Below are 23,164 nucleotides of genomic sequence, written 5' to 3'. Positions count from 1 at the left end.
GCAAGGCTACTTGAAGGAGACTGCATGCTGATCCGAACCGGCCGCGACGGCCACGACCACGGCGTTCCCAGCGAGATCACGCCCCGTGCCGTCCACGAGGACCGCCGCACGCTGCTGAAGTGGATGGCCACCGGCGCCGCCGGCGCGGCCCTGGCGACGTGGGCGCAGCGCGAGGCGCTCGCGCAGCAGGTACAGCGTCCCGGCAAGCTCGCGGCGCTCCAGGCCGTGCGCTCCACCGTGCCGGGCGCGGTGACCATGGAGAAGCTCACCGAGTACAAGGATGCGGCGAGCTACAACAACTTCTACGAGTTCGGCACCGACAAGTCGGACCCGGCGGAGAACGCGCACACCCTGAAGACGCGCCCCTGGGTCGTCGAGGTCGAAGGCCTGGTGAAGAAGCCGGGCAAGTTCGCGATCGAGGACCTGATGAAGCTCGCGCCCATGGAGGAGCGCATCTACCGCCTGCGCTGCGTCGAGGGCTGGTCGATGGTGATCCCGTGGGTGGGCTACCCGCTCGCGAAGCTGATCGAGAAGGCGGAGCCGCTGGGCAGCGCGAAGTTCGTCGAGTTCCTGACGCTGGCCGATCCCAAGACCATGCCCTTCGTCGGTTCGCGCGTGCTGGATTGGCCGTATGCCGAAGGCCTGCGCATGGACGAAGCCATGCATCCGCTCACGCTGCTCACCTTCGGCATGTACGGCGAGGTGCTCCCCAACCAGAACGGCGCGCCGGTGCGCATCGTGGTGCCCTGGAAGTACGGCTTCAAGAGCGCCAAGAGCATCGTGAAGATCCGCTTCAGCGAGCAGATGCCGCACACCGCCTGGAACAAGGCGGCGGCGCAGGAGTACGGCTTCTATTCCAACGTGAACCCGAACGTGGACCACCCGCGCTGGTCGCAGGCCACCGAGCGCCGCATCGGCGAGGACGGCCTGTTCGCGAAGAAGCGCAAGACGCTGATGTTCAACGGCTACGAGCAGCAGGTCGGCCAGCTGTACGCCGGGATGGACCTCAAGAAGAACTACTAGGGCTGCTGGGCGGCACGTCGTCCTTGCGCTCGCGGGCGGCTTCCGCTTCGGCTTCCTCCGCGAGCTCCCCCATGCGCAGGTGGTAGGTCGCGTACCAGAGGACGTACTCCGGCGTGCCGTTGTCGTAGGGGTAGCGCACCTCCGCGGGCGCGGCGTTCCAGTCCCGCTCCGCGCGGCGCTCCGCGTGCGCCCGGATGGCCGCCGCGTGTTCCGGGGTGATGCCGCCCGAGAGGGGCACCGGCGCGCTCGTGAGCGGCTGCACCGGCGAGTCCTTCCCGGCCTGTTCGTAGTACGCCCGCCGCGCGCGTCGCTTCGCCGAGCGCTGCAGCCAGTTGGCGAACCAGCCCACGAGGGCCGCCAATGCGACCGCCCCCAGGAGCCACATCCAGCCGGTGCCGTTGATCATGGCGGGCGAGTGGATCACAGCTCATCCCTGACAACCGTCTCAGCGGCATTACGGGAGTGACGAGGCGTAAGGACGATGAATACGAAAGCTCGCTTCTCCTCCCAATGGCTCGGCCGTTGCGTGAGAAAGCGCACGGCCGCCGCGCGTGCCGCCCCGCGGCGAACCGCATCCGGCGCGCCTTCTTGCGCGTACCTATGATGTGAAGATGACCCTTGCCCGCGCGCTGCTGCATCCCGCCGCCAAGCCGGCGGTCTTCGTGCTCTCGCTGCTGCCTTTCGCCTGGCTGGTGTACGGCGCGTTCGCGGACCGGCTCGGCGCCAATCCGGCCGAATACCTCACGCGCTCCACCGGCGACTGGACGCTGCGCTTCCTCTGCCTCACGCTCGCCGTGACGCCGGTGCGGGTGGTCGCGAACCTGCCCACGCTGGCGCGCTTGCGCCGGATGCTGGGGCTCTTCACCTACTTCTACGTGGTGCTGCACTTCATCACCTGGGCGTGGTTCGACCAGGGACTGGACCTGTCGGAGATGGCGAAGGACATCGCCAAGCGGCCCTTCATCCTGGTGGGCTTCGCCGCCTTCGTGCTGCTCACGCCGCTGGCGGCCACCTCGTTCAACCGGGCGGTGAAGGCGCTGGGAGCCAAGCGCTGGCAGGCGCTGCACCGCCTCGTCTACGCGATCGCGGGGCTGGGCATCCTGCACTTCTTCTGGATGCGCTCGGCCAAGAACAACTTCGCCGAGGTCGCCGTGTATGCGGCGATCCTCGGCGTGTTGCTGGGGTGGAGGGTGTGGAATCGTTCGCGGCGGATGTCCGTGGGGGCGGTGCGGTCCACCGCTTCGCGGTGACGGTGGGGTTCGCTTCGCTCACCTTCCGGCGCTCGCGCGCCGCCACCCTACGAAGAGGCGCCGCGCCGCGTGGGTGGTCGTGAACGGAATGAACCCTTGTAGGGTGGCGCGGCGAACGCCGCGGAAGGTGAACGAAGTGAACCCCACCGAAGGGCGCTTCTACGGCAGCAGCTTTTCCTTGCGCAACTGGTCCGCGACGTCTTCCCGCTCGCGGATCACGTGCACGGTGGACCCGTCGACCAGCACCTCCGTCGCACGCCCCCGCGTGTTGTAGTTGCTGGCCATGCTCATGCAATAGGCACCCGCCGACAGCACGGCGAGCGTGTCTCCCGGCTGCACGGCGAGCTTGCGGTCGCGGCCGATCCAGTCGCCGCTTTCGCACACGGGGCCCACGACGTCGTACGTGACCGGCTTCCCACCCGACGCCTGCAGCGGCACGATCTGGTGGAAGGCTTCGTACATCGCCGGACGCGGCAGGTCGTTCATCGCCGCGTCGATGATGCAGAAGTTCTTCTGCTCGCCCGGCTTGAGGTACAGCACTTCCGTGAGGCACACGCCGGCGTTGCCCACCAGCGAGCGCCCGGGCTCGATCATCAGCTGGCGGTCGCCGTAGCCGCGCGCGTCGAGGCGCGCGAGCAGGCGCTGCCACAGCGCATCGGCCGCGGGCGGCTGCTCCGCGTTGTAGGTGATGCCCAGGCCGCCGCCGAGGTCGATGTGCGCGATGGGGATGCCGGCGGCCTCGATCGTGTCGACGAGGTCCAGCATGCGGTCGAGCGCGTCGAGGTAGGGCGAGACCTGCGTGATCTGCGAGCCGATGTGGCAGTCGATGCCCACCACGCGCAGGCCGGGCAACGCCGCGGCGCGCTGGTAGGCGCGCAAGGCGTCCTTGTGCGCGATGCCGAACTTGCTGCCCTTGAGCCCCGTGGAGATGTACGGGTGCGTGAGCGGGTTGACGTCCGGGTTCACGCGCAGGCTCACCGGCGCCTTCAGGCCCATGTCCGCGGCCACCGCGCTCAGCACCTCGAGCTCCGGCTCGCTTTCCACGTTGAAGCAGTGGATGCCCGCTTCCAGCGCGCGCTTCATCTCGCGGCGGGTCTTGCCCACGCCCGAGAAGATGATGTCGGCGCCCTGGGCACCGGCAGCCAGCACGCGCTCGAGCTCGCCGCCCGAGACGATGTCGAAGCCGCAGCCCGCGCGAGCGAAGACCTGCAGGATCGCCAGCGACGAGTTGGCCTTCAGCGCGTAGTGCACCTTGGCCTTGCGGCCGGCGAAGCCGCGCTGGTACGCGGCCAGCGCCGCCAGCATCGAAGCCTTCGAATACGCGAACAGGGGCGTGCCGTGCTCGCGCGCCAGCTCGGCGAGCGGCACGTCTTCGAGGAACAGGGCGTCGCCGCGGTACTGCAGCTGCGGCGCGCCGGGGAGGAGAGGGGCGGCCATCAGTTGCGCACCGGGTTGACGATGCCCGTGGGCGGGAGGCTGGACGCGGCGGTGGACGGCACGATGGCGGTCCCCGAACCCGTGCGGTTGGTGGGGCTCAGCGTCTCCGGCAGGGTCGCGCGGCCCGCCGCGGCGTCGCCGGTCGGCAGGAACAAGGGGCCTTTCTGGCCGCAGGCGGCCAGCAGGGCCAGCACGCCGGCGGCGAGGACGCGGCGCCCGCGGGCGCTGACTAGAATCGGGAGAAGCATGTGGAAATTGTAATGACCGACCTCGAGTACCTCGATCGCGCCGAAGCCCTGCTCGCCAGCGTCGAGGCGAGCTGCGACCGCATCAACGAAGACACGGACGCGGACGTCGACAACCAGCGGGTCGGCGGCATGGTCACGCTGACCTTCGCCGACCGCAGCCAGATCATCGTGAACCTGCAGAAGCCGCTGCAGGAAGTGTGGCTGGCGGCGAAGTCCGGCGGCTTCCACTACAAGTGGGACGGCGCCGCCTGGCGCGACACGAAGCAGGGCAGCGAGTTCTTCGCCGACCTCACCCGCTACGCGAGCGAGCAGGCCGGCACGACCCTCGCCTTCAGTTCCTGAACAGGTCCAGGATGCTGCGGCGCTCGTCGGCGGGCGCCGGGGCCACCGGCGGCATGCCGCCGGAGTTCTGCATCGCGCGGTCGCCCGGCAGGCCCGGGGCCTGCTCGCCGGAGGAGCCGCCCGGAGCTGGTGCGCGCGCAGGCGCGTCGCCGCCGTTCAGCCCGAGGCTCGCCACGCCGTTGCCGCGCGCGTATTCCTCGTAGAACCACTCGCCGCCGACGTTCACCAGGCCTTCGGGCGCGGCCGGTTCCATCACGGGCACGCCCTTGAGCGCGGTCTCCATGAAGTTGATCCACACCGGCAGGCTCAGGCCGCCGCCGGTTTCGCGGTCGCCGAGCGAGCGCGGCTGGTCGTAGCCCATCCAGACGATCGCCACGAGCGTCGGGTGGAAGCCGTTGAACCAGGTGTCGATGGAATCGTTGGTGGTGCCGGTCTTGCCGTACAGGTCCGGGCGCTTCAGGTCGCGCTGCGAGCGCGCCGCGGTACCGGAGCGCGCCACTTCCTGCAGCAGGCGGTCCATCACGAAGGCATTGCGCGCATCGATGGCGCGCACCGACTCGTTCAGCAGCGGCGGCTGGCTCTCCACCAGCGGCTTGCCCTTCTGGTCGGTGATGCGCGTGATCAGCCAGGGGTTGATGCGGTAGCCGCCGTTGGCGAACACCGCGTACCCCAGCGCCATCTGCATCGGCGTGACGGAGCCGGCGCCCAGCGCCATGGTCAGGTAGGGCGGGTGCTTGTCGGCATCGAAGCCGAAGCGCGTCACCCAGTCCTGCGCGTTCTGCGTGCCGACGGCCTGCAGCACGCGGATCGACACCATGTTCTTGGACTTGGCGAGCGCCGTGTGCAGCGGCATCGGGCCTTCGAACTTGCCGTCGTAGTTCTTGGGCTCCCAGGGCTGGCCGCCGGTGACGCCGGCGTCGAAGAAGAGGGGGCTGTCGTTGACGATGGTCGAAGGCGAGAAGCCCTTTTCCAGCGCCGCGGAGTAGATGAAGGGCTTGAAGCCGGAACCCGGCTGCCGCCACGCCTGCGTGACGTGGTTGAACTTGTTCTTGTTGAAGTCGAAGCCGCCCACCATGGCGTGGATGGAGCCGTCGCGCGGGTCGAGCGCGACGAAGGCGCCTTCCACCTCGGGGATCTGCGTGATCTCCCAGGTGTCCTTGGGCGTCTTCATCACGCGGATGATCGCGCCGCGGCGGATCTTGATCTTGGGCTGCGCCTTCTCGGAAAGCCCGGAGCGCGCGGCTTCCAGGCCGGCGCCGACGATCTCGAAGCGGTCGCCGTTGCCGCGCACGGCCACGATCTTCTTGGGATTGACTTCCAGCACCACGGCGGCCATCACGTCGCCGTTGTCCGGGTGTTCGGCCAGCGCGTCGTCGATCGCGTCGTCCAGCTCCTTCGGGTCGCTGGGCAGGTCGACGAAGCGTTCCGGGCCGCGGTAGATCTGGCGCTTCTCGTAGTCCATGATGCCCTTGCGCAGGGCCTTGTACGCCGCTTCCTGCTCGTTGGCCTTCACCGTGGTGTAGACGTTCAGGCCGCGCGTGTAGGCTTCGTCGCCGTACTGCGAGAAGACCAGCTGGCGCACGGTCTCGGCGATGTACTCGGCGCGCACCGCGGAGGTCTGCAGGCCGGTACGGACGCGCAGCTCCTGCTTCTTGGCGGCGTCCGCTTCCTCGGCGGTGATGAAACCGTTCTCCTCCATCCGTTCGATGATGTAAAGCTGCCGGGAACGGGCGCGGGAGGGGTTGGTGACCGGGTTGAAGGCCGATGGCGCCTTGGGCAGGCCGGCCAGCATGGCGGCCTCGGCGATCGTGATGTCCTTCAGGGGCTTGCCGAAGTAGGTCTCGCAGGCCGCCGCGAAGCCGTAGGCGCGGTTGCCCAGGAAGATCTGGTTCATGTAGATCTCGAGGATCTGGTCCTTCGTCAGCAGGTGTTCCAGCTTGAAGGTGAGGAGCACCTCGTACAGCTTGCGCGTGAAGGTCTTCTCGGACGACAGGTAGACGTTGCGCGCCACCTGCATCGTGATCGTCGAGGCGCCCTGGCTCTTGGCGCGACCCAGGTTGGCGATGCCGGCGCGCATCAGGCCCTTGTAGTCGACGCCGCTGTGCGAATAGAAGCGCGCGTCCTCGATCGCGAGCACCGCGTTCTTCATGACCGCGGGGATCTCCGCGATCGGCGTCAGGTTGCGCCTTTCCTCCCCGAACTCGCCCAGGAGCTGGCCGTCGGCGCTGAAGACGCGCAGCGGCAGCTTGGGCCGGTAGTCGGCGAGCTCGCTGATGTCCGGCAGGTTCGGGTAGGCCACCGCGAGGGCGACGCCGGCCACCGTGACACCCGCGAGGACGAGGGCGAAGGCGAGGCCGAAAGTCCAGGCGAAGAACTTGAGGATGAAACGCTGCCAGGCCGGCCGGGGCGCGGGGGCGGGCGCTTCGGAAGAAGGATCGGAAGCCATAAAACTCCAACGGGCGTCCCGTGGTGCGCGCCCATTATCTAGAAAACATCAGAGCCGGCCCACCGGGCGGCGGTTCCGCGCCTGCTGTCGGGAGGCCTCTTGCGCCCGCTTGCGATGCCGGGTCGAGCGCCCGCAGTATGGCATCCGTGCTCGTCGGCTTTTGACAACGCGGCGAGTGCAGCGCAGCCGGAATTTCCTTTGGCGACAAGGATGTTACTGCTAGCATTGAAGTGGAATCTTAAGTTCGTTACGCCTTGACACGAGGCGTCGTAGGAGACGGGTTTGATCTCAATCGGCTCACTTTTCGGCAGCAAGTCCGCCCCGATCCTGGGCATGGACATCAGCTCCTCCAGCGTGAAGCTGGTCGAACTGAGTCTGGCCAAGAACGGTGGCTACGTCCTGGAGCGGTGCGCCATCGAGCCGCTCGAACGCGGCTGGATCACGGACGGCAACGTCGAGAAATTCGAGGAAGTGGCGGAAGCCATGCGCCGGGTGGTCAAGAAGAGCGGCACCCGCACCCGCAACGTCGCCATGGCGCTGCCGGCCTCCGCGGTGATCACCAAGAAGATCATCCTGCCGGGCGGCCTCTCGGACCAGGACCTCGAGGTCCAGGTGGAGAGCGAGGCCAACCAGTACATCCCCTTCTCGCTCGATGAAGTGAGCCTGGATTTCTGCGTGGTCGGCCCCAGCGCCAACTCCGCCGGCGACGTCGAGGTGCTGATCGCCGCCTCCCGCAAGGAGAAGGTGCAGGACCGCCAGGGCCTCGCCGAAGCCGCGGGCCTGAAGCCGGTGATCATCGACGTCGAGTCCTATGCCTCGCGCCTCGCGGCCGGCCGCCTGATCAGCAACCTGCCCAACGAGGGCAAGGACCAGATGGTCGCCCTGTTCGAGGTCGGCGCGTCGACCACCAGCATGCAGGTGATCCGCAACGACGAGGTCCTGTACGACCGCGACCAGGCTTTCGGCGGCGCCCAGCTCACGCAGCTGATCGTGCGCCAGTACGGCTTCTCCCCCGAGGAGGCGGAAAGCAAGAAGAGGAGCGGCGAGCTGCCGGACGACTACGAGTCCGGCGTGCTGCGGCCGTTCGTCGACAGCATGGCGCAGGAAGTGGCCCGCGCCCTGCAGTTCTTCTTCACCAGCACCCCGCACAACCGCGTGGATGCCATCATGGTGGCCGGCGGCTCGGCGAGCCTGCCGGGGCTGAGCGAGGCCATCACGGCCCAAACGTCCTTCCCCTGCGTCCTGGCGGATCCCTTCCAGGGCATGCAGTTCGGCGACGCGGTGCGCGAGAAGAAGGTCCGCCGGGAGGCGCCTTCCTACCTCACCTCGTGCGGCCTGGCCATGCGGAGGTTCATGCAGTGATCCTGATCAACCTGCTTCCGCACCGCGAAGCGGCACGCAAGCGCCGCCGCGAGATCTTCTATGCCGCCCTCGGCGCCTCCGCCTTCGGCGGCCTGGTGATCGCCGGCGCCGTCTGGCTCTGGTACGGGGCCCAGATCTCCAACCAGCAGAACCGCAACACGATCCTGAGCAACGAGATCAAGCGCCTCGACAACCAGATCAAGGACATCGCCTCGCTGCAGGAAGAGATCAACGCGCTGAAGGCGCGCCAGCAGGCCGTGGAAGACCTGCAGGCCGATCGCAACATGCCCGTGCACCTGCTCAACGAGCTGGTGAAGCAGCTGCCGGACGGCGTGTACCTGACCGGCATGAAGCAGACCGGCCAGACCGTGTCGCTGGTGGGCGTGGCCCAGTCCAACGAGCGCGTCTCCGAGCTGCTGCGCAACCTGAGCTCCAACAGCATCTGGCTCACGCGCCCCGAACTGGCCGAGATCGTGGCGGGCAACGTGAACATGGGCAAGGAGCAGCGCCGCGTCGCCAACTTCCGCATGACCGTGAAGCTGGTGCGCGCCGCCGAGGCGCAGAAGGCGGCGTCCGCCGCGGCGCCCGCGAGCGGCGTGGTGCCGACCGCGGCCGGTGCCGCCCCCGGCTCGCCCGCGGCCAGCACCGCCGTCGCCTCCGCCGCCATGGCCAATGCCGCCCCCGCGGCCTCCGCCCGGAAGTAAGGACTGAACATGGCTACGACTGCCAAGGGAATGGACATCAACGGGGCGTTCGAGCGCTTCGCCGGACAGTTCCGCAACCTCAACCCGAACGACCCGGCCTCCTGGCCCATCGTCCCCAAGGTCGCGCTGTGCGCCCTGGTGACCGTGGCCATCGTGGTGGCCCTGTGGTTCGTGTGGCTCACCGGCTCCGCCGAGGAGCTCGCCGCGGAGCAGAAGAAGGAAGAGGGCCTGCGCGCCGACTTCCAGAAGAAGCTCGCCCAGGCCGTGAACCTGGACGCCCTGCGCAAGCAGCGCGAGCAGGTGCAGCAGTACGTGACGCAGCTCGAGAAGCAGCTTCCGAGCAAGTCCGAGATGGACGCCCTGCTGTCCGACATCAACCAGGCCGGCCTCGGCCGCAGCCTGACGTTCGACCACTTCCGCCCCGGCCAGGTGAGCGTGAAGGAGTACTACGCCGAACTGCCGATCTCCATCCGCGTGACCGGCCGCTTCCACGACATCGGCTCCTTCGCCTCCGACGTCGCGCACCTCTCGCGCATCGTGACGCTGAACAACCTGGAAATCTCCACGCGGTCCGATTCCCTGGTGATGGACACGACCGCCAAGACCTTCCGCTACCTCGACCCGGACGAAGTCGCGGCGCAGCGCAAGGCGACCGGAGGGAAGAAGAAATGAGGCACACGCTGTTGCTCGCCCTGGCCGCCTGCGCGGCGCTCGCCGGGTGCGAGGGGTCCGAAAGCGAGGAAGTCACGAAGTGGATGGCCGAGCAGAGGGCCATCACCAAGCCGAAGGTGCAGCCCCTGTCCGAGCCCAAGCAGTTCCGGCCGGAGGCGTATGCGATGGAAGGGCAGGTCGAGCCCTTCAGCAACCAGAAGCTGCTGGTCGCGCTCAAGCGCGACTCGCAGCAGCAGGGCACCGCGAGCGCGGCGCTGCTGGCCCCCGAGCTCAACCGCCGCAAGGAGCCGCTCGAAGCCTTCCCGCTGGACGCGATGGCGATGGTGGGCAGCCTGATGAAGCAGGGGCAGCCGGTCGCGCTCGTGAAGGTGGACAACCTGCTGTACCAGGTCCGGCCGGGCAACTACCTCGGCCAGAACTACGGGAAGATCACGAAGGTGGGAGAAAGCGAAGTCGTGCTGCGCGAGCTCGTGCAGGACGCCGCCGGCGAATGGGTGGAAAGAGTCGCGACACTGCAACTGCAGGAGAAGGCCAGATGATGAAAAGAAACGCTTGGGGTTGGCGAGCCCTTGTTGCCGCGGCTGCGGTGTTCGTGTCCGGATGGACGTTCGCGGCGCCGGCCGTGCAGAACGTCACCGGGTCCCTGCAGGGCGGCCAGGAAGTGGTCCGCATCGAGTTCTCCGAGCCGCTGGCCTCCGTGCCCACCGGCTTCGTCACGCAGTCGCCGGCGCGCATCGCGCTGGACGTGCCGGGCGCGACCAACAGCATGGGCCGCACCGGCGTGGAGATGAACGTCGGCAACCTGCGTTCCGTGAACGTGGTGCAGGCGGGTGACCGCTCCCGCGTGGTGCTGAACCTGAAGACGCCCACGAACTACAAGCTGCAGCTCGAAGGCAATGCACTGCTCGTCGCGCTGGATCCGGTGGCCCAGACCGCCGCTGCCGCCAGCCAGCCGTCCACCTTCTCCGAAAGCCGCAACCGCGAGTCCCAGCCCCTGAAGGACCTGGACTTCCGCCGCGGCCCCGACGGCTCCGGCCGCGTGATCGTCGACCTGCCGACCAACCAGGTGGGCGTGGACATCCGCCAGCAGGGCCAGACCCTGGTCGTCGACTTCCTGAAGTCCTCGCTGCCCGAGGGCCTGCGCCGTCGCATGGACGTCACCGACTTCGGCACCCCCGTACAGAGCGTGACCACCACGCAGCAGGGCGACCGCGTGCGCATGGTGATCGAGCCGCGCGGCGCGTGGGAGCACAGCGCGTACCAGTCGGACACCCAGTTCGTCGTCGAGGTGCGCCAGCAGCGCCAGGACCCGAACAAGCTGACGCAGGGCCCGGGCTACAGCGGCGAGAAGCTGTCGCTGAACTTCCAGAACATCGAAGTGCGCTCCCTGCTGCAGGTGATCGCCGACTTCACCAACTTCAACATCGTGACCTCCGACTCGGTCACGGGCGCCGTGACCCTGCGCCTGAAGGACGTGCCCTGGGACCAGGCGCTGGACATCATCCTGCAGGCCAAGGGCCTGGGCATGCGCCGCACGGGCAACGTGCTGTGGATCGCGCCGAAGGACGAAATCGCCGCCAAGGAAAAGCTGGAGCTCGAGGCCAACGCCGCGATCCAGAGCCTGGAGCCGCTGCGCACGCAGGCCTTCCAGCTGAACTACTCGAAGGCCGGCGACATCGCCGTGCAGCTGACCGGCAGCGGTGCCTCGCGCATCCTGAGCACCCGCGGCAGCGCCATCGCCGAGCCGCGCACGAACCAGCTGTTCGTGACCGACGTGCCTTCGCACCTGGAGCGGGTGCAGGCGCTGATCGCGCGCCTGGACATCCCGGTGCCGCAGGTGCTGATCGAGGCGCGCATCGTCGAGGCGTCGGACAGCTTCGGCCGCTCGCTGGGCGTGCGCCTCGGCGCGGTGGACCTGCGCACGGACAACCCGCGCGGCGGCACCTCCGGCTACCAGGTGGGCGGCAACCGCGGCGCCTGGGGCGCGACCTACGACGCGGTGTCCGGCCAGACCGGCCAGCTCACGAGCGCGGGCCTCACGACGGCGAACACCACGTTCCTGAACATGCCTTCCGCCGGCGCGGGCGGCTTCCCGGCCGCGAGCTTCGCGGTGTCGATCTTCAACTCCGCCGCCAACCGCTTCCTGAACCTGGAGCTGTCGGCGCTGGAGGCGGACGGCAAGGGCAAGCTGGTGTCCAGCCCCCGCATCGTGACCGCCGACAAGACCAAGGCGCTGATCGAGCAGGGCACGGAATTCCCGTACCAGCAGGCGACCTCCAGCGGCGCGACCTCGGTGGCCTTCCGCCGCGCGACGCTGAAGCTGGAAGTCACGCCGCAGATCACGCCCGAGGGCAACATCATCCTGGACCTCGACATCGCCAAGGACAGCCGCGGCGAGACGACGGCGGCCGGCATCGCCATCAACACCAAGCACATCAAGACCCAGGTGCTGGTGGAGAACGGCGGCACGGTCGTGATCGGCGGCATCTTCGAGCTGACCGAGAGCGAGAACGAGGCGCGCGTGCCGCTGCTGGGCGACATCCCCGTCGCCGGCAACCTGTTCAAGAACAAGAACCGCAGCACGACCAAGCAGGAGATGCTGGTCTTCATCACGCCGAAGATGGTGAGCGACCGCCTCGCCGGCGCCGTCCGCTGATGCGGGGGTGATCCTCTCCCTCGTCGGCATGCCCGGCAGTGGCAAGTCCACTGTCGGGCGCCAGCTTTCCAGGCGGCTCGGGCTGCCTTTTTTCGATTCCGACCACCTGATCGAAGAGCGCCTGGGCTGCAGCATCCGGGAGTACTTCGCCCGCGAGGGCGAAGCGGCGTTCCGGGACGTCGAGGAGCAGGTGTTGCGCGAGCTCGCGCAAGGCCCGTCGGCCGTCGTGGCCACGGGGGGTGGCGCCGTCGTGCGCCCCGCGACGCGCGAGGCGCTGCGCGCCGGCGGCAAGGTGGTCTACCTGCGCTCGAGCCCCGAGGAACTGCACCGCCGCCTGCGGCACGACACGCAGCGGCCGCTGCTGCAGGTGGCCGACCCGCTGGCGAAGCTGCGTGCGCTGCACGCGGAGCGCGACCCGCTGTACCGCGAGGCGGCGCACTTCCACATCGAGACCGGCCGGCCGTCGGTGCCCACGCTGGTGAACATGATCCTCATGCAGCTGGAGCTGGCCGGGGTGCTGCCGCTGCAGCCTTAAACTCCGGGGCATGCCCGCCCCGTCCCCCGCAGTCCCCGAACGCGTGCGCATCGCGCTCGAAGAGCGCAGCTACGACATCCTGATCGGCCCCGGCCTGCTGGCCCACGCCCCGAGCTGGGAAGGGCTGCCAACGGCCGCGGCGGCCGTCATCGTGAGCAACGCCACCGTGGCCCCGCTGTATGCAGCGAAGCTGCGCAGCGCGCTCGCCGGCCGCTACCGCACCGTGCACGAAGTGGTGCTGCCCGACGGCGAGGACCACAAGGACTGGCCGACGCTCAACCGGGTCTTCGACGCGCTGCTGGCGCACGGCTGCGACCGCAAGACGGTGCTGTTCGCGCTGGGCGGCGGCGTGGTGGGCGACATGGCCGGCTTCGCCGCGGCCTGCTACATGCGCGGCGTGCCTTTCGTGCAGGTGCCCACGACGCTGCTGGCGCAGGTGGATTCCTCGGTGGGGGGCAAGACGGCGATCAACCATCCGCAGGGCAAGAACATGATCGGCGCCTTCTACCAGCCGGCGCGCGTGGTCTGCGACCTGGACACCCTGGCGACGCTGCCGCCGCGCGAGCTGAGCGCGGGGCTGGCGGAGGTGATCAAGTACGGGCCCATCTACGACATGGCGTTCTTCGCGTGGATCGAGGCCAACATCGATGCGCTGATGCGGCGCGACACCGCGGCGCTGGCGCATGCGGTGCGCCGCAGCTGCGAGATCAAGGCGGAGGTGGTGGGGCAGGACGAGCGCGAGGCGGGGCTGCGCGCGATCCTCAACTTCGGCCACACCTTCGGGCATGCGATCGAGGCGGGGCTCGGCTTCGGCGAATGGCTGCACGGCGAGGCCGTCGGCTGCGGCATGGTGATGGCGCTGCAGCTGTCGCGGCGCCTGGGGCTGGTGGGCGAAGACTTCGTGCGGCGCGTGACCGCGCTGGTGCAGCGCGCGGGGCTGCCCACGGTGGGCCCGGCGCTCGGCGCCGACCGCTACCTGGAGCTGATGCGCGTCGACAAGAAGGCGGAAGCCGGCGAGATCCGCTTCGTGGTGATCGAGCAGCCGGGCCGGGCCGCGGTGCGCGGCGCCCCGGACGACGTCGTGCGCCAGGTGCTCGCGGACTGCACGCGCTGAGCGCCGCCATGAGCCTGGCCGCCTACGCCTGCGACGCGGCGCGCAGCCGCGGGCGCCGCCATCCCGAAGCGCCCGCGCCGACGCGCAACGACTTCCAGCGCGATCGCGACCGCATCGTGCATTCCACGGCGTTCCGGCGCCTCGTCTACAAGACCCAGGTCTTCCTGAACCACGAAGGCGACCTGTTCCGCACGCGCCTCACGCACTCCATCGAGGTGGCGCAGCTCGCGCGCTCGATCGCACGGCCTCTCGGCCTGAACGAGGACCTCGTCGAGGCGATCGCATTGGCGCACGACCTGGGGCACACGCCCTTCGGGCACGCGGGCCAGGACGCGCTGAACGAATGCATGGCGGGGCACGGCGGCTTCGAGCACAACCTGCAGAGCCTGCGCGTGGTCGACAAGCTGGAGGAGCGCTATCCGGACTTCGACGGGTTGAACCTCTGCTTCGAGACGCGCGAAGGCATCCTCAAGCACTGCTCGCGGGCGAACGCGGAGAAGCTGGAGGCGCAGGAGCCGGGCGGCGTCGGCCGCCGCTTCCTCGACCGCACGCAGCCCGCGCTCGAGGCGCAGCTGTGCAACCTGGCCGACGAGATCGCGTACAACGCGCACGACATCGACGACGGCGTGCGCTCGGGGCTGATCACGATGGAACAGGTGGCCGAGGTGCCCCTGTTCGGGCGGTACCACCAGGAGGCCATGCGCGAGCATCCGCGACTGCAAGGGCGGCGCCTCCTGTACGAGGCGATCCGGCGCATGCTGAGCGCGCTGGTGTACGACGTGATCGAGGCGACGCGCGAGCGTCTCGCCGCGGTGCAGCCCGAAGATGCCGACGCGGTGCGGCGCGCGCAGCCGCTCGTGTGCTTCACGGCGCAGGCGCGCGCGCAGGCCGCGGAGCTGAAGTCCTTCCTGTTCCACAACCTGTACCGGCACGCGCGCGTGATGGACACGACCTCGCAGGCCCAGGAGGCCGTGCGCGAGCTCTTCGCCTGCTACGTGGCGCAGCCGGGCGAAATGCAGGCCGGTTTCACCGCGCGTGCGGACACGCATCGCGCCGTGGCCGACTACATCGCCGGCATGACCGACCGCTACGCGCTGCGCGAGCACGAGCGGCTCACGGGGCGCAGGCTGCTCGCTTCGGGGAGCGCATGACGCGGCGGATCGATCCCGCGCTGGTCGTCGTGCTCGCCGGCATCAGCGCGGCGCTGCACGTGGGCAAGCTGCCGCCGGCGTTGCCGGTGCTGCGCGACGCGCTGCAGATCAGCCTGGTGCAGGCGGGCTTCCTGCTGTCGCTCGTGCAGCTCGCGGGCATGACGCTGGGCGTGGCCATCGGCGCGGCCGCCGATTCGCTGGGGCCGCGGCGGACGATGGTGCTGGGGCTGCTGATCCTCGCGGTCGCGAGCTTCGCGGGCGGGTTCGTACAGACGCCGGGCGCGCTCATGGCATTGCGCGCTGCGGAGGGCGCGGGCTTCCTGCTGGCCACGCTGCCGGCGCCGGGGCTGATCCGCCGGCTGGTGGAGCCGCAGCGCCTGGCCGCCACGCTGGGGCTGTGGGGCGCGTTCATGCCGATCGGCACCGCCGCGGCGCTGCTGGCGGGGCCGGCGTGCATCGCGCTCGCGGGGTGGCCGGGCTGGTGGTGGCTGCTGGCGCTGCTGGCGCTGGTGATGGCGGTCGTGCTCGCGCTGGCCGTGCCTTCCAGTGCCGATGCGCGCATGGCGGCCGCGGCCGGTGCGGGGCGGCGCATCATGCGCACGATCCGCGCGAAAGGGCCGTGGCTGCCGTCGCTGGCCTTCGCCGTGTATTCGGCGCAGTGGCTCACGGTGGTCGGCTTCCTGCCCACGATCTATGCGCAGGCCGGGCTGCCTACGGCGTATGCTGCTTTCGCCACGGCGTTCGCGGCGCTGGTGAACATGACGGGCAACATCGCGTCGGGCCGCTTCCTCCAACGCGGCGTGCCCGCACCCGTGCTGCTGTTCGTGGGCTATGCCGCGATGCTGGTCGGCGCGGTGGTCGCGTTCTCGCCGGCCTTCGACAGCGCGGTGCTGCGCTACCTCGGCGTGCTGCTGTTCTCCTCGCTGGGCGGGCTGGTGCCCGGCACCTTGTTCTCGGTGGCCGTGCGCGTGGCGCCGGACGACACGACGGTGTCGAGCACGGTGGGCTGGGTGCAGCAGCTGTCCGCGTTCGGGCAGTTCGTGGGGCCGCCGTTCGCGGCGTGGGTCGCGGCGCGCATGGGCGGGTGGCACGTGATCTGGTGGGTGACGGGCGCGTTCGCGTTGGCGGGCATGGGCATGGCGCACGCGATCTCCCGCTTCCTCGCGGGGCATGCGGACGCGCCGCCTGCGGTACCGCATCCGCGTCCGTAGAATCCCGCCGGTGAGCACGCCGCCGAACGCCATCGCCGATACCCGCCGCTGGCTCGAGCGCGCCGTCGTGGGGCTGAACCTCTGCCCCTTCGCCAAGGCGGTGCTCGTGAAGCAGCAGGTGCACATCGCCGCCACCGGCGCGCGGGACGCGAACGCGATCCTCGCAGCGTTCGGCGAGGAACTGCAGGCGCTGGTCGCGCTGCCGGCGAGCGAGCGCGACACGACGCTGCTCGTGGTCCCCGAAGGCATGGACGATTTCCTCACCTTCCTCGACGTCGTGGCGCGCGCGGAGCGCCTGGTGCGCAAGCGCGGGCTCGAAGGGGTGGTGCAGGTCGCGCATTTCCATCCGCGCTTCGTGTTCGCGGACAGCGACGAGGACGACGTCACCAACTTCACCAACCGCTCGCCCTGGCCGACGCTGCACCTGCTGCGCGAGGAAAGCCTCGACCGCGCCGTGGCCGCGTTCCCCGACGCAGCGGACATCTACGAGGCGAACATGGCGCGGCTGCAGGCGCTCGGGCGCGAAGGCTGGGACGCGCTGGACGTGGGGCCGTCGCGATGAAGGTCCAGAAAGACATCCACGCGGAGCTGGGGCTGCGGCCCGGGCAGTCGCTGGAGCTGCTGCGCGAGCTGCACATCCTCACGCGCGAGGGCAAGGTCAACCAGGACTCGCGGCGCAAGCTCAAGCAGGTCTACCACCTGGTGCAGTTCATCGAGAAGCTGCTGCTGGAGATCCCGGCGGAGGGCGGACACCCGACGCTGGCGGACCATGGCGCGGGCAAGTCGTACCTGGGCTTCATCCTCTACGACCTGTTCTTCCAGCCGCGCGGGGTGGGGCACATCTACGGCGTCGAGACGCGCGCCGAGCTGGTGGAGAGGTCGCGCGAGCTCGCGCGGCGGCTCGGCTTCGAGCGCATGTCCTTCCTGCACCTCAGCGCGGCCGAGGCGGCGGACGCCGCGCAGCTGCCGGAGAAGATCGACGTGGTGACGGCACTGCATGCCTGCGATACCGCGACCGACGACGCGATCGCGTTCGGGCTGCGCAAGCACGCGAAGTTCATGGTGCTGGTGCCCTGCTGCCAGGCGGAGGTGGCGTCCTGCCTGCGCGAGCAGAAGGCGCTGTCGCTCTCGCGCACGCCGCTGGCCGAGCTCTGGCGGCACCCGCTGCACACGCGCGAGGTGGGCAGCCAGGTGACCAACGTGCTGCGATGCCTGTACCTCGAGGCCATGGGCTACTCGGTCACCGTCACCGAGCTGGTGGGCTGGGAGCACTCGATGAAGAACGAGCTGATCCTGGCCCGCTGGACGGGCCAGCGCAAGCGCAGCGCCGCGGAGCGCCTTCGCGCGCTGCTGGCGGAGTTCGGGCTGCAGTCGCTGGAGGCGTTGCGCTACCCGGGTCTTCCAGAATTGGCAGAATTGGGGTCAGATTCCAATTAAGATCGGCCGATGGCCCGCCTTCCACGCCTGACGGTCCCAGGCTACCCCCACCACATCATCCAGCGCGGCAACAACCGGCAGGCGATCTTCGGCGGTACCGCGGACTACGAACTGCTGCTGAGCCTGATCGACGAGCATGCGCGCAAGCAGCACGTGGCCGTCCATGGCTACGTGCTCATGAGCAACCACTTCCACCTGCTGGCGACGCCGGAGACGGAGGAGGGCATCCCGCAGATGATGCAGGCGGTGGGCCGCCGCTACGTGCGCAACTACAACCTGCGCTACCAGCGCACCGGCACGCTCTGGGAAGGCCGCTACAAGTCGACGCTGATCCAGGCCGAGCGCTACCTGCTGGCCTGCATGGTCTACATGGACCTGAACCCGGTGCGCGCCGGGATGGTGGCGGATCCGGCGGACTATCGCTGGTCGAGCTACCTGCACTACATCGGCCGGCGCTCGGACAAGCTGCTCACGCCCCACCCGCTGTACTGGGAGTTGGGCAACACGCCTTTCGCACGCGACGAGGCCTACGCCGCCATGGTCCGCGCCGGCATCAGCGAAAGCGAGAAGCAGGCACTCACCGACGCGACCTTGCGCGGCTGGGCGCTCGGCGAGCCGAACTACGTCGCGGACCTCCAACGGCGCACCGAGCGCCGGGTGGTGAAGTCGCAGGCCGGTCGCCCCGTCCGCAGGAGCTCCGAACCTGTCCCCAATTAGGATTGAGGCCCAACCGCGGACCACATAATTGGAATCTGACCCCAATTATTTTGCTTGGCAGGAGGAGGACGGTGCAGTAACCTCGGGTTTTCCCCGAATCCTGAGGACGCGCCATGACGACGGCTGCCGAAATCTCCCATTTGCAAGAACAAGGCCTGTACGCCGGCGCGAACGAGCATGACGCGTGCGGCGTCGGCTTCGTCGCCCACATCAAGGGCGAGAAGAGCCACAACATCGTCTCCCAGGCGCTGAAGATCCTGGAGAACCTGGACCACCGCGGCGCGGTCGGTGCGGACAAGCTGATGGGGGACGGCGCAGGCATCCTGATCCAGCTGCCGGATGCGCTGTATCGCGAAGAGATGGCGAAGCAGGGCGTCGAGTTGCCCCCGCCGGGCGAGTACGGCGTCGGCATGATCTTCCTGCCCAAGGAGCACGCCTCGCGCCTCGCCTGCGAGCAGGAGATGGAGCGCGCGATCAAGGCCGAAGGCCAGGTGCTGCTGGGATGGCGCGACGTCCCCGTGGACCGCGACATGCCGATGTCGCCTGCCGTGCGCGCCAAGGAACCGATCCTGAAGCAGGTCTTCGTGGGCCGCGGCAGCGACGTGATCGTGCAGGACGCGCTGGAGCGCAAGCTGTACGTGATCCGCAAGACCGCCAGCGCCGCGATCCAGAGCCTGAAGCTCAAGCACAGCAAGGAGTACTACGTCCCGTCGTTCTCCAGCCGCACGGTCATCTACAAGGGCCTGCTGCTGGCCGACCAGGTCGGCGTGTACTTCAAGGACCTGCAGGACCCGCGCTGCGTGTCCGCCCTGGGCCTGGTGCACCAGCGCTTCTCCACCAACACCTTCCCCGAGTGGCCGCTGGCCCACCCGTACCGCTACGTCGCCCACAACGGCGAGATCAACACGGTCAAGGGCAACTACAACTGGATGAAGGCCCGCGAAGGCGTGATGTCCTCGCCGGTGCTCTCCGCCGACCTGAAGAAGCTGTACCCGATCAGCTTCCCCGACCAGTCCGATACCGCCACCTTCGACAACTGCCTCGAGCTGCTGACGATGGCGGGCTACCCGCTCGCCCACGCGGTGATGATGATGATCCCGGAGCCCTGGGAACAGCACACGCTGATGGACGAGCGCCGCAAGGCCTTCTACGAATACCACGCGTCCATGCTGGAGCCCTGGGACGGCCCGGCCTCCATCGTGTTCACCGACGGCCGCCAGATCGGCGCCACGCTGGACCGCAACGGCCTGCGTCCCTCGCGCTACTGCGTGACCGACGACGACCTGGTGATCATGGCCTCCGAGTCCGGCGTGCTGCCGGTGCCGGAGAACAGGATCGTGCGCAAGTGGCGCCTGCAGCCCGGCAAGATGTTCCTGATCGACCTGGAGCAGGGCCGCATGATCGACGACGAGGAGCTGAAGTCCTCGCTCGCCAACGCCAAGCCGTACAAGCAGTGGATCGAGAACCTGCGCATCAAGCTCGACGACCTGTCGGAGACGGCGGGCAGCGCGCCGCAGAACCAGGTGGAGCTGCTGGACCGCCAGCAGGCCTTCGGCTACACGCAGGAAGACATCAAGTTCCTGATGTCCCCGATGGCGCAGGCCGGCGAAGAGGGCATCGGCTCCATGGGCAACGACAGCCCGCTGGCCGTGCTCTCGGACAAGAACAAGCCGCTCTACAACTACTTCAAGCAGCTGTTCGCGCAGGTGACGAACCCGCCGATCGACCCGATCCGCGAGGCGATCGTCATGTCGCTGGTGTCCTTCATCGGCCCGAAGCCGAACCTGCTGGACATCAACCAGGTCAACCCGCCGATGCGGCTGGAAGTCAGCCAGCCCATCCTCGACTTCGCGGACATGCAGAAGCTGCGCGAGATCGAGAAGCACACGCACGGCAAGTTCCGCAGCTACACGCTGGACATCACCTACCCGCTGGCCTGGGGCCATGAAGGCGTGGAGGCGAAGCTCGCTTCGCTGAACGCCGAAGCGGTCGATGCCCTGCGCAGCGGCCACAACATCCTGATCATCAGCGACCGCGGCGTCTCGGCCGAGAAGGTCGCGATCCCGGCGCTGCTGGCCCTGTCGTCCATCCACCAGCACCTGATCCGCGAAGGCCTGCGCACGACCGCCGGCCTCGTGGTGGAGACGGGCTCCGCCCGCGAAGTCCACCACTTCGGCGTGCTGGCCGGCTACGGCGCCGAAGCCGTGCACCCGTACCTCGCGATGGAAACGCTGGCGTCCATCCACCAGGACCTGCCGGGCGACCTGTCGGCCGAGAAGGCGATCTACAACTACGTCAAGGCGATCGGCAAGGGCCTGTCGAAGATCATGTCCAAGATGGGCGTGTCGACGTACATGTCCTATTGCGGCGCGCAGCTGTTCGAAGCCATCGGCATCAACAGCGACACCATCGCCAAGTACTTCACCGGCACCTCCAGCCGCGTGGAAGGCATCGGCGTGTTCGAGATCGCGGAAGAGGCGATCCGCCTGCACAAGGCGGCCTTCGGCAGCGACCCCGTGCTGGCCTCCATGCTCGACGCGGGCGGCGAATACGCCTGGCGCACGCGCGGCGAAGAGCACATGTGGACGCCCGACGCCATCGCCAAGCTGCAGCACGCCTCGCGCGCCAACAACTGGAACACGTACAAGGAGTACGCCCAGATCATCAACGACCAGAGCCGCCGCCACATGACGCTGCGCGGCCTGTTCGAGTTCAAGGTCGACCCGTCCAAGGCGATCCCGGTCGACGAGGTCGAGCCCGCCAAGGAGATCGTCAAGCGCTTCGCCACGGGCGCGATGTCGCTGGGCTCCATCTCCACGGAAGCGCACGCGACGCTCGCGATCGCGATGAACCGCATCGGCGGCAAGAGCAACACCGGCGAAGGCGGCGAGGACGAGAACCGCTACCGCCAGGAGCTCAGGGGCATCCCGATCAAGACCGGCCAGACGATGGCGCAGATCATCGGCAGCGACGTGGTCGAGGTCGACATCCCGCTGCAGGACGGCGACTCGCTGCGTTCGCGCATCAAGCAGGTTGCCAGTGGCCGGTTCGGCGTGACCGCGGAGTACCTGCAGTCCGCCGACCAGATCCAGATCAAGATGGCGCAGGGCGCCAAGCCCGGCGAAGGCGGCCAGCTGCCCGGCGGCAAGGTTTCCAAGTACATCGGCAAGCTGCGCCACAGCGTGCCGGGCGTGGGCCTGATCTCCCCGCCGCCGCACCACGACATCTACTCGATCGAGGACCTCGCGCAGCTGATCCACGACCTGAAGAACGTGGCGCCGCACGCTTCCATCAGCGTGAAGCTGGTGTCCGAGGTGGGCGTGGGCACGATCGCCGCGGGCGTGGCGAAGTGCAAGTCCGACCACGTGGTGATCGCCGGCCACGACGGCGGCACGGGCGCCTCGCCCTGGTCGTCGATCAAGCACGCCGGCTCGCCCTGGGAAATCGGCCTGGCCGAGACCCAGCAGACCCTGGTGCTGAACCGCCTGCGCGGCCGCATCCGCGTGCAGGCCGACGGCCAGATGAAGACCGGCCGCGACGTCGTGATCGGCGCGCTGCTGGGCGCCGACGAATTCGGCTTCGCCACCGCGCCGCTGGTGGTCGAGGGCTGCATCATGATGCGCAAGTGCCACCTGAACACCTGCCCGGTGGGCGTGGCCACGCAGGACCCGGTGCTGCGCAAGAAGTTCTCGGGCAAGCCCGAGCACGTCGTCAACTACTTCTTCTTCGTCGCCGAGGAAGTGCGCCAGATCATGGCGCAGCTGGGCATCCGCAAGTTCGACGACCTGATCGGCCGCGCCGAGCTGCTGGACATGAAGAAGGGCATCGCGCACTGGAAGGCGCGCGGCCTGGACTTCAGCCGCCTGTTCGCGCTGCCCAAGGTGCCGGCGGACGTCGCCCGCTTCCACGTCGAAGACCAGGACCACAAGCTCGAGAAGAGCCTGGACAAGGTGCTGATCGAGAAGTCGAAGGCGGCCATCGAGCGCGGCGAGCGCGTCCAGTTCATGGAGCACGCCCGCAACGTCAACCGCTCCGTGGGCGCGATGCTCTCCGGCGCGCTGACCAAGGTGCACCCGGAAGGCCTCCCGGACGACACGCTGCGCATCCAGCTGGAAGGCACGGGCGGCCAGTCGTTCGGCGCGTTCCTGGCCCGCGGCATCACGCTGTACCTGATCGGCGACGCCAACGACTACACGGGCAAGGGCTTGTCCGGCGGCCGCGTGGTGGTGCGTCCCTCGATCGACTTCCGCGGCGACGCGACCAAGAACATCATCATCGGCAACACCGCGCTGTACGGCGCGACCACCGGTGAAGCGTTCTTCAGCGGCGTGGCCGGCGAGCGCTTCGCGGTGCGCCTCTCCGGCGCGACCGCGGTCGTCGAAGGCACGGGTGACCACGGTTGCGAATACATGACCGGCGGCACGGTGGTGGTGCTGGGCAAGACCGGCCGCAACTTCGCGGCGGGCATGTCCGGCGGCATCGCCTACGTGTACGACGAGGACGGCAAGTTCGCGAGCCGCTGCAACACCAGCATGGTGTCGCTGGAGCGCGTGGGCAGCACCACGGAGCAGCAGGCGTCCGCCGGCCGCACCCGCCTGCACCGCGACCAGACCGACGAGGCCCTGCTGCGCAAGCTGCTCGAGGACCACAACCGCTGGACCGGCAGCCGCCGCGCCCGCGAGCTCCTGGACGACTGGGCGAACGCCCGCGCGAAGTTCGTGAAGGTCTTCCCGAACGAGTACAAGCGCGCGCTGGCCGAGATGTACGAGCGCGAAGTGGAGCTGGCGAGCGTCGGCAACAACCAGGAAGCCGCGATGACCAAGCGCGAGCACGCCCCCGCCAAGTAAGAGAGACGGAGA

Annotated in this window: 20 protein-coding genes; 16 read left to right on the top strand and 4 right to left on the bottom strand. The window is 68.8% G+C overall.

The window, feature by feature from the left end; genetic code table 11:
* Positions 1–24: 24 nt before the first annotated feature.
* Positions 25–1,023 carry a protein-methionine-sulfoxide reductase catalytic subunit MsrP gene (gene msrP / locus H8N03_RS16545; protein ID WP_187077308.1) on the top strand — a complete coding sequence of 333 codons (999 nt, stop codon included), beginning with the start codon at positions 25–27 and terminating at the stop codon, positions 1,021–1,023.
* On the opposite strand, the gene H8N03_RS16540 is transcribed toward msrP, so the two are convergent.
* Positions 1,007–1,429, bottom strand: a complete 423-nt coding sequence (locus tag H8N03_RS16540; RefSeq protein ID WP_187077307.1) for a hypothetical protein — start codon at positions 1,427–1,429, stop codon at positions 1,007–1,009. The genes msrP and H8N03_RS16540 overlap by 17 nt on opposite strands.
* A 205-nt stretch (positions 1,430–1,634) precedes the next feature.
* Between H8N03_RS16540 and msrQ the strand changes: the two genes are divergently transcribed.
* Positions 1,635–2,273: a protein-methionine-sulfoxide reductase heme-binding subunit MsrQ gene (gene msrQ / locus H8N03_RS16535; protein WP_187077306.1), complete on the top strand. Its 639-nt coding sequence runs from the start codon at positions 1,635–1,637 to the stop codon at positions 2,271–2,273.
* A gap of 159 nt (positions 2,274–2,432) precedes the next feature.
* Here msrQ and lysA read toward each other — a convergent pair whose 3' ends face one another.
* Together lysA and lptM are read right to left on the bottom strand one after the other, a co-directional pair.
* Entirely contained in the window at positions 2,433–3,710 is a 1,278-nt protein-coding gene (lysA, locus tag H8N03_RS16530) for a diaminopimelate decarboxylase (protein ID WP_187077305.1), read from the bottom strand.
* The gene (gene lptM, locus H8N03_RS16525; RefSeq protein WP_187077304.1) at positions 3,710–3,958 is read right to left on the bottom strand and encodes an LPS translocon maturation chaperone LptM; all 249 of its coding nucleotides are present in this window, start codon (positions 3,956–3,958) and stop codon (positions 3,710–3,712) included. The genes lysA and lptM overlap by 1 nt, the downstream gene beginning before the upstream one ends.
* A gap of 12 nt (positions 3,959–3,970) precedes the next feature.
* Here lptM and cyaY point away from each other — a divergent pair, with 12 nt between their 5' ends.
* On the top strand, positions 3,971–4,300 hold the full coding sequence (gene cyaY, locus H8N03_RS16520) for an iron donor protein CyaY (protein ID WP_187077303.1): 330 nt from the start codon (positions 3,971–3,973) through the stop codon (positions 4,298–4,300).
* Here cyaY and H8N03_RS16515 read toward each other — a convergent pair.
* The gene (locus H8N03_RS16515; protein WP_187077302.1) at positions 4,290–6,746 is read right to left on the bottom strand and encodes a penicillin-binding protein 1A; all 2,457 of its coding nucleotides are present in this window, start codon (positions 6,744–6,746) and stop codon (positions 4,290–4,292) included. The genes cyaY and H8N03_RS16515 overlap by 11 nt on opposite strands.
* A 282-nt stretch (positions 6,747–7,028) precedes the next feature.
* Between H8N03_RS16515 and H8N03_RS16510 the strand changes: the two genes are divergently transcribed.
* The 13 genes from H8N03_RS16510 to H8N03_RS16450 all read left to right on the top strand — a co-directional run bounded on the left by H8N03_RS16510 (position 7,029) and on the right by H8N03_RS16450 (position 23,152).
* Complete coding sequence (locus H8N03_RS16510) at positions 7,029–8,108, top strand: pilus assembly protein PilM (RefSeq protein WP_187077301.1); 1,080 nt, start codon at positions 7,029–7,031, stop codon at positions 8,106–8,108.
* Entirely contained in the window at positions 8,105–8,812 is a 708-nt protein-coding gene (locus H8N03_RS16505; protein ID WP_187077300.1) for a PilN domain-containing protein, read from the top strand. The genes H8N03_RS16510 and H8N03_RS16505 overlap by 4 nt, the downstream gene beginning before the upstream one ends.
* A gap of 9 nt (positions 8,813–8,821) precedes the next feature.
* Positions 8,822–9,484 (top strand): type IV pilus inner membrane component PilO, encoded by a 663-nt coding sequence (locus H8N03_RS16500; protein ID WP_187077299.1) that lies wholly within the window; start codon positions 8,822–8,824, stop codon positions 9,482–9,484.
* Positions 9,481–10,023, top strand: a complete 543-nt coding sequence (locus H8N03_RS16495) for a pilus assembly protein PilP (protein WP_187077298.1) — start codon at positions 9,481–9,483, stop codon at positions 10,021–10,023. Before H8N03_RS16500 ends, H8N03_RS16495 begins: the two co-directional genes overlap by 4 nt.
* A complete protein-coding gene (locus H8N03_RS16490) occupies positions 10,023–12,140 on the top strand; it encodes a type IV pilus secretin PilQ (RefSeq protein ID WP_187077297.1) in 2,118 nt (705 codons plus the stop codon). The genes H8N03_RS16495 and H8N03_RS16490 overlap by 1 nt, the downstream gene beginning before the upstream one ends.
* A gap of 28 nt (positions 12,141–12,168) precedes the next feature.
* Entirely contained in the window at positions 12,169–12,675 is a 507-nt protein-coding gene (locus H8N03_RS16485) for a shikimate kinase (RefSeq protein WP_222623024.1), read from the top strand.
* Between the two features lie 10 nt (positions 12,676–12,685).
* A complete protein-coding gene (gene aroB, locus H8N03_RS16480) occupies positions 12,686–13,789 on the top strand; it encodes a 3-dehydroquinate synthase (RefSeq protein ID WP_187077295.1) in 1,104 nt (367 codons plus the stop codon).
* An 8-nt stretch (positions 13,790–13,797) separates the two neighbouring features.
* Positions 13,798–14,940, top strand: a complete 1,143-nt coding sequence (locus tag H8N03_RS16475; protein ID WP_187077294.1) for a deoxyguanosinetriphosphate triphosphohydrolase — start codon at positions 13,798–13,800, stop codon at positions 14,938–14,940.
* Positions 14,937–16,151, top strand: coding sequence for an MFS transporter (locus tag H8N03_RS16470; RefSeq protein ID WP_187077293.1), 1,215 nt, complete (start codon positions 14,937–14,939; stop codon positions 16,149–16,151). The genes H8N03_RS16475 and H8N03_RS16470 overlap by 4 nt, the downstream gene beginning before the upstream one ends.
* A 1-nt stretch (position 16,152) precedes the next feature.
* Positions 16,153–16,713: a DUF1415 domain-containing protein gene (locus H8N03_RS16465; protein WP_354005140.1), complete on the top strand. Its 561-nt coding sequence runs from the start codon at positions 16,153–16,155 to the stop codon at positions 16,711–16,713.
* The gene (locus tag H8N03_RS16460; RefSeq protein ID WP_187077291.1) at positions 16,710–17,588 is read left to right on the top strand and encodes a class I SAM-dependent methyltransferase; all 879 of its coding nucleotides are present in this window, start codon (positions 16,710–16,712) and stop codon (positions 17,586–17,588) included. Before H8N03_RS16465 ends, H8N03_RS16460 begins: the two co-directional genes overlap by 4 nt.
* A 9-nt stretch (positions 17,589–17,597) precedes the next feature.
* Positions 17,598–18,305 carry a transposase gene (locus H8N03_RS16455; protein WP_187077290.1) on the top strand — a complete coding sequence of 236 codons (708 nt, stop codon included), beginning with the start codon at positions 17,598–17,600 and terminating at the stop codon, positions 18,303–18,305.
* A gap of 113 nt (positions 18,306–18,418) precedes the next feature.
* Positions 18,419–23,152 carry a glutamate synthase-related protein gene (locus H8N03_RS16450; RefSeq protein WP_187077289.1) on the top strand — a complete coding sequence of 1,578 codons (4,734 nt, stop codon included), beginning with the start codon at positions 18,419–18,421 and terminating at the stop codon, positions 23,150–23,152.
* Positions 23,153–23,164 lie beyond the last annotated feature (12 nt).

Source organism: Ramlibacter cellulosilyticus, assembly GCF_014297465.1.
Classification (GTDB): domain Bacteria; phylum Pseudomonadota; class Gammaproteobacteria; order Burkholderiales; family Burkholderiaceae_C; genus Ramlibacter; species Ramlibacter cellulosilyticus.
This window is presented reverse-complemented; position numbering and strand designations above follow the sequence as displayed.

Excerpts from the sequence above, each read along its gene's own strand:
- msrP (WP_187077308.1), top strand. The coding sequence starts at position 25 with ATGCTGATCCGAACCGGCCGCGACGGCCACGACCACGGCGTTCCCAGC.
- H8N03_RS16540 (WP_187077307.1), bottom strand. The coding sequence starts at position 1,429 with ATGATCAACGGCACCGGCTGGATGTGGCTCCTGGGGGCGGTCGCATTG.
- msrQ (WP_187077306.1), top strand. The coding sequence starts at position 1,635 with ATGACCCTTGCCCGCGCGCTGCTGCATCCCGCCGCCAAGCCGGCGGTC.
- lysA (WP_187077305.1), bottom strand. The coding sequence starts at position 3,710 with ATGGCCGCCCCTCTCCTCCCCGGCGCGCCGCAGCTGCAGTACCGCGGC.
- lptM (WP_187077304.1), bottom strand. The coding sequence starts at position 3,958 with ATGCTTCTCCCGATTCTAGTCAGCGCCCGCGGGCGCCGCGTCCTCGCC.
- cyaY (WP_187077303.1), top strand. The coding sequence starts at position 3,971 with ATGACCGACCTCGAGTACCTCGATCGCGCCGAAGCCCTGCTCGCCAGC.
- H8N03_RS16515 (WP_187077302.1), bottom strand. The coding sequence starts at position 6,746 with ATGGCTTCCGATCCTTCTTCCGAAGCGCCCGCCCCCGCGCCCCGGCCG.
- H8N03_RS16500 (WP_187077299.1), top strand. The coding sequence starts at position 8,822 with ATGGCTACGACTGCCAAGGGAATGGACATCAACGGGGCGTTCGAGCGC.
- H8N03_RS16495 (WP_187077298.1), top strand. The coding sequence starts at position 9,481 with ATGAGGCACACGCTGTTGCTCGCCCTGGCCGCCTGCGCGGCGCTCGCC.
- H8N03_RS16490 (WP_187077297.1), top strand. The coding sequence starts at position 10,023 with ATGAAAAGAAACGCTTGGGGTTGGCGAGCCCTTGTTGCCGCGGCTGCG.
- H8N03_RS16485 (WP_222623024.1), top strand. The coding sequence starts at position 12,169 with ATGCCCGGCAGTGGCAAGTCCACTGTCGGGCGCCAGCTTTCCAGGCGG.
- aroB (WP_187077295.1), top strand. The coding sequence starts at position 12,686 with ATGCCCGCCCCGTCCCCCGCAGTCCCCGAACGCGTGCGCATCGCGCTC.
- H8N03_RS16475 (WP_187077294.1), top strand. The coding sequence starts at position 13,798 with ATGAGCCTGGCCGCCTACGCCTGCGACGCGGCGCGCAGCCGCGGGCGC.
- H8N03_RS16470 (WP_187077293.1), top strand. The coding sequence starts at position 14,937 with ATGACGCGGCGGATCGATCCCGCGCTGGTCGTCGTGCTCGCCGGCATC.
- H8N03_RS16460 (WP_187077291.1), top strand. The coding sequence starts at position 16,710 with ATGAAGGTCCAGAAAGACATCCACGCGGAGCTGGGGCTGCGGCCCGGG.
- H8N03_RS16455 (WP_187077290.1), top strand. The coding sequence starts at position 17,598 with ATGGCCCGCCTTCCACGCCTGACGGTCCCAGGCTACCCCCACCACATC.
- H8N03_RS16450 (WP_187077289.1), top strand. The coding sequence starts at position 18,419 with ATGACGACGGCTGCCGAAATCTCCCATTTGCAAGAACAAGGCCTGTAC.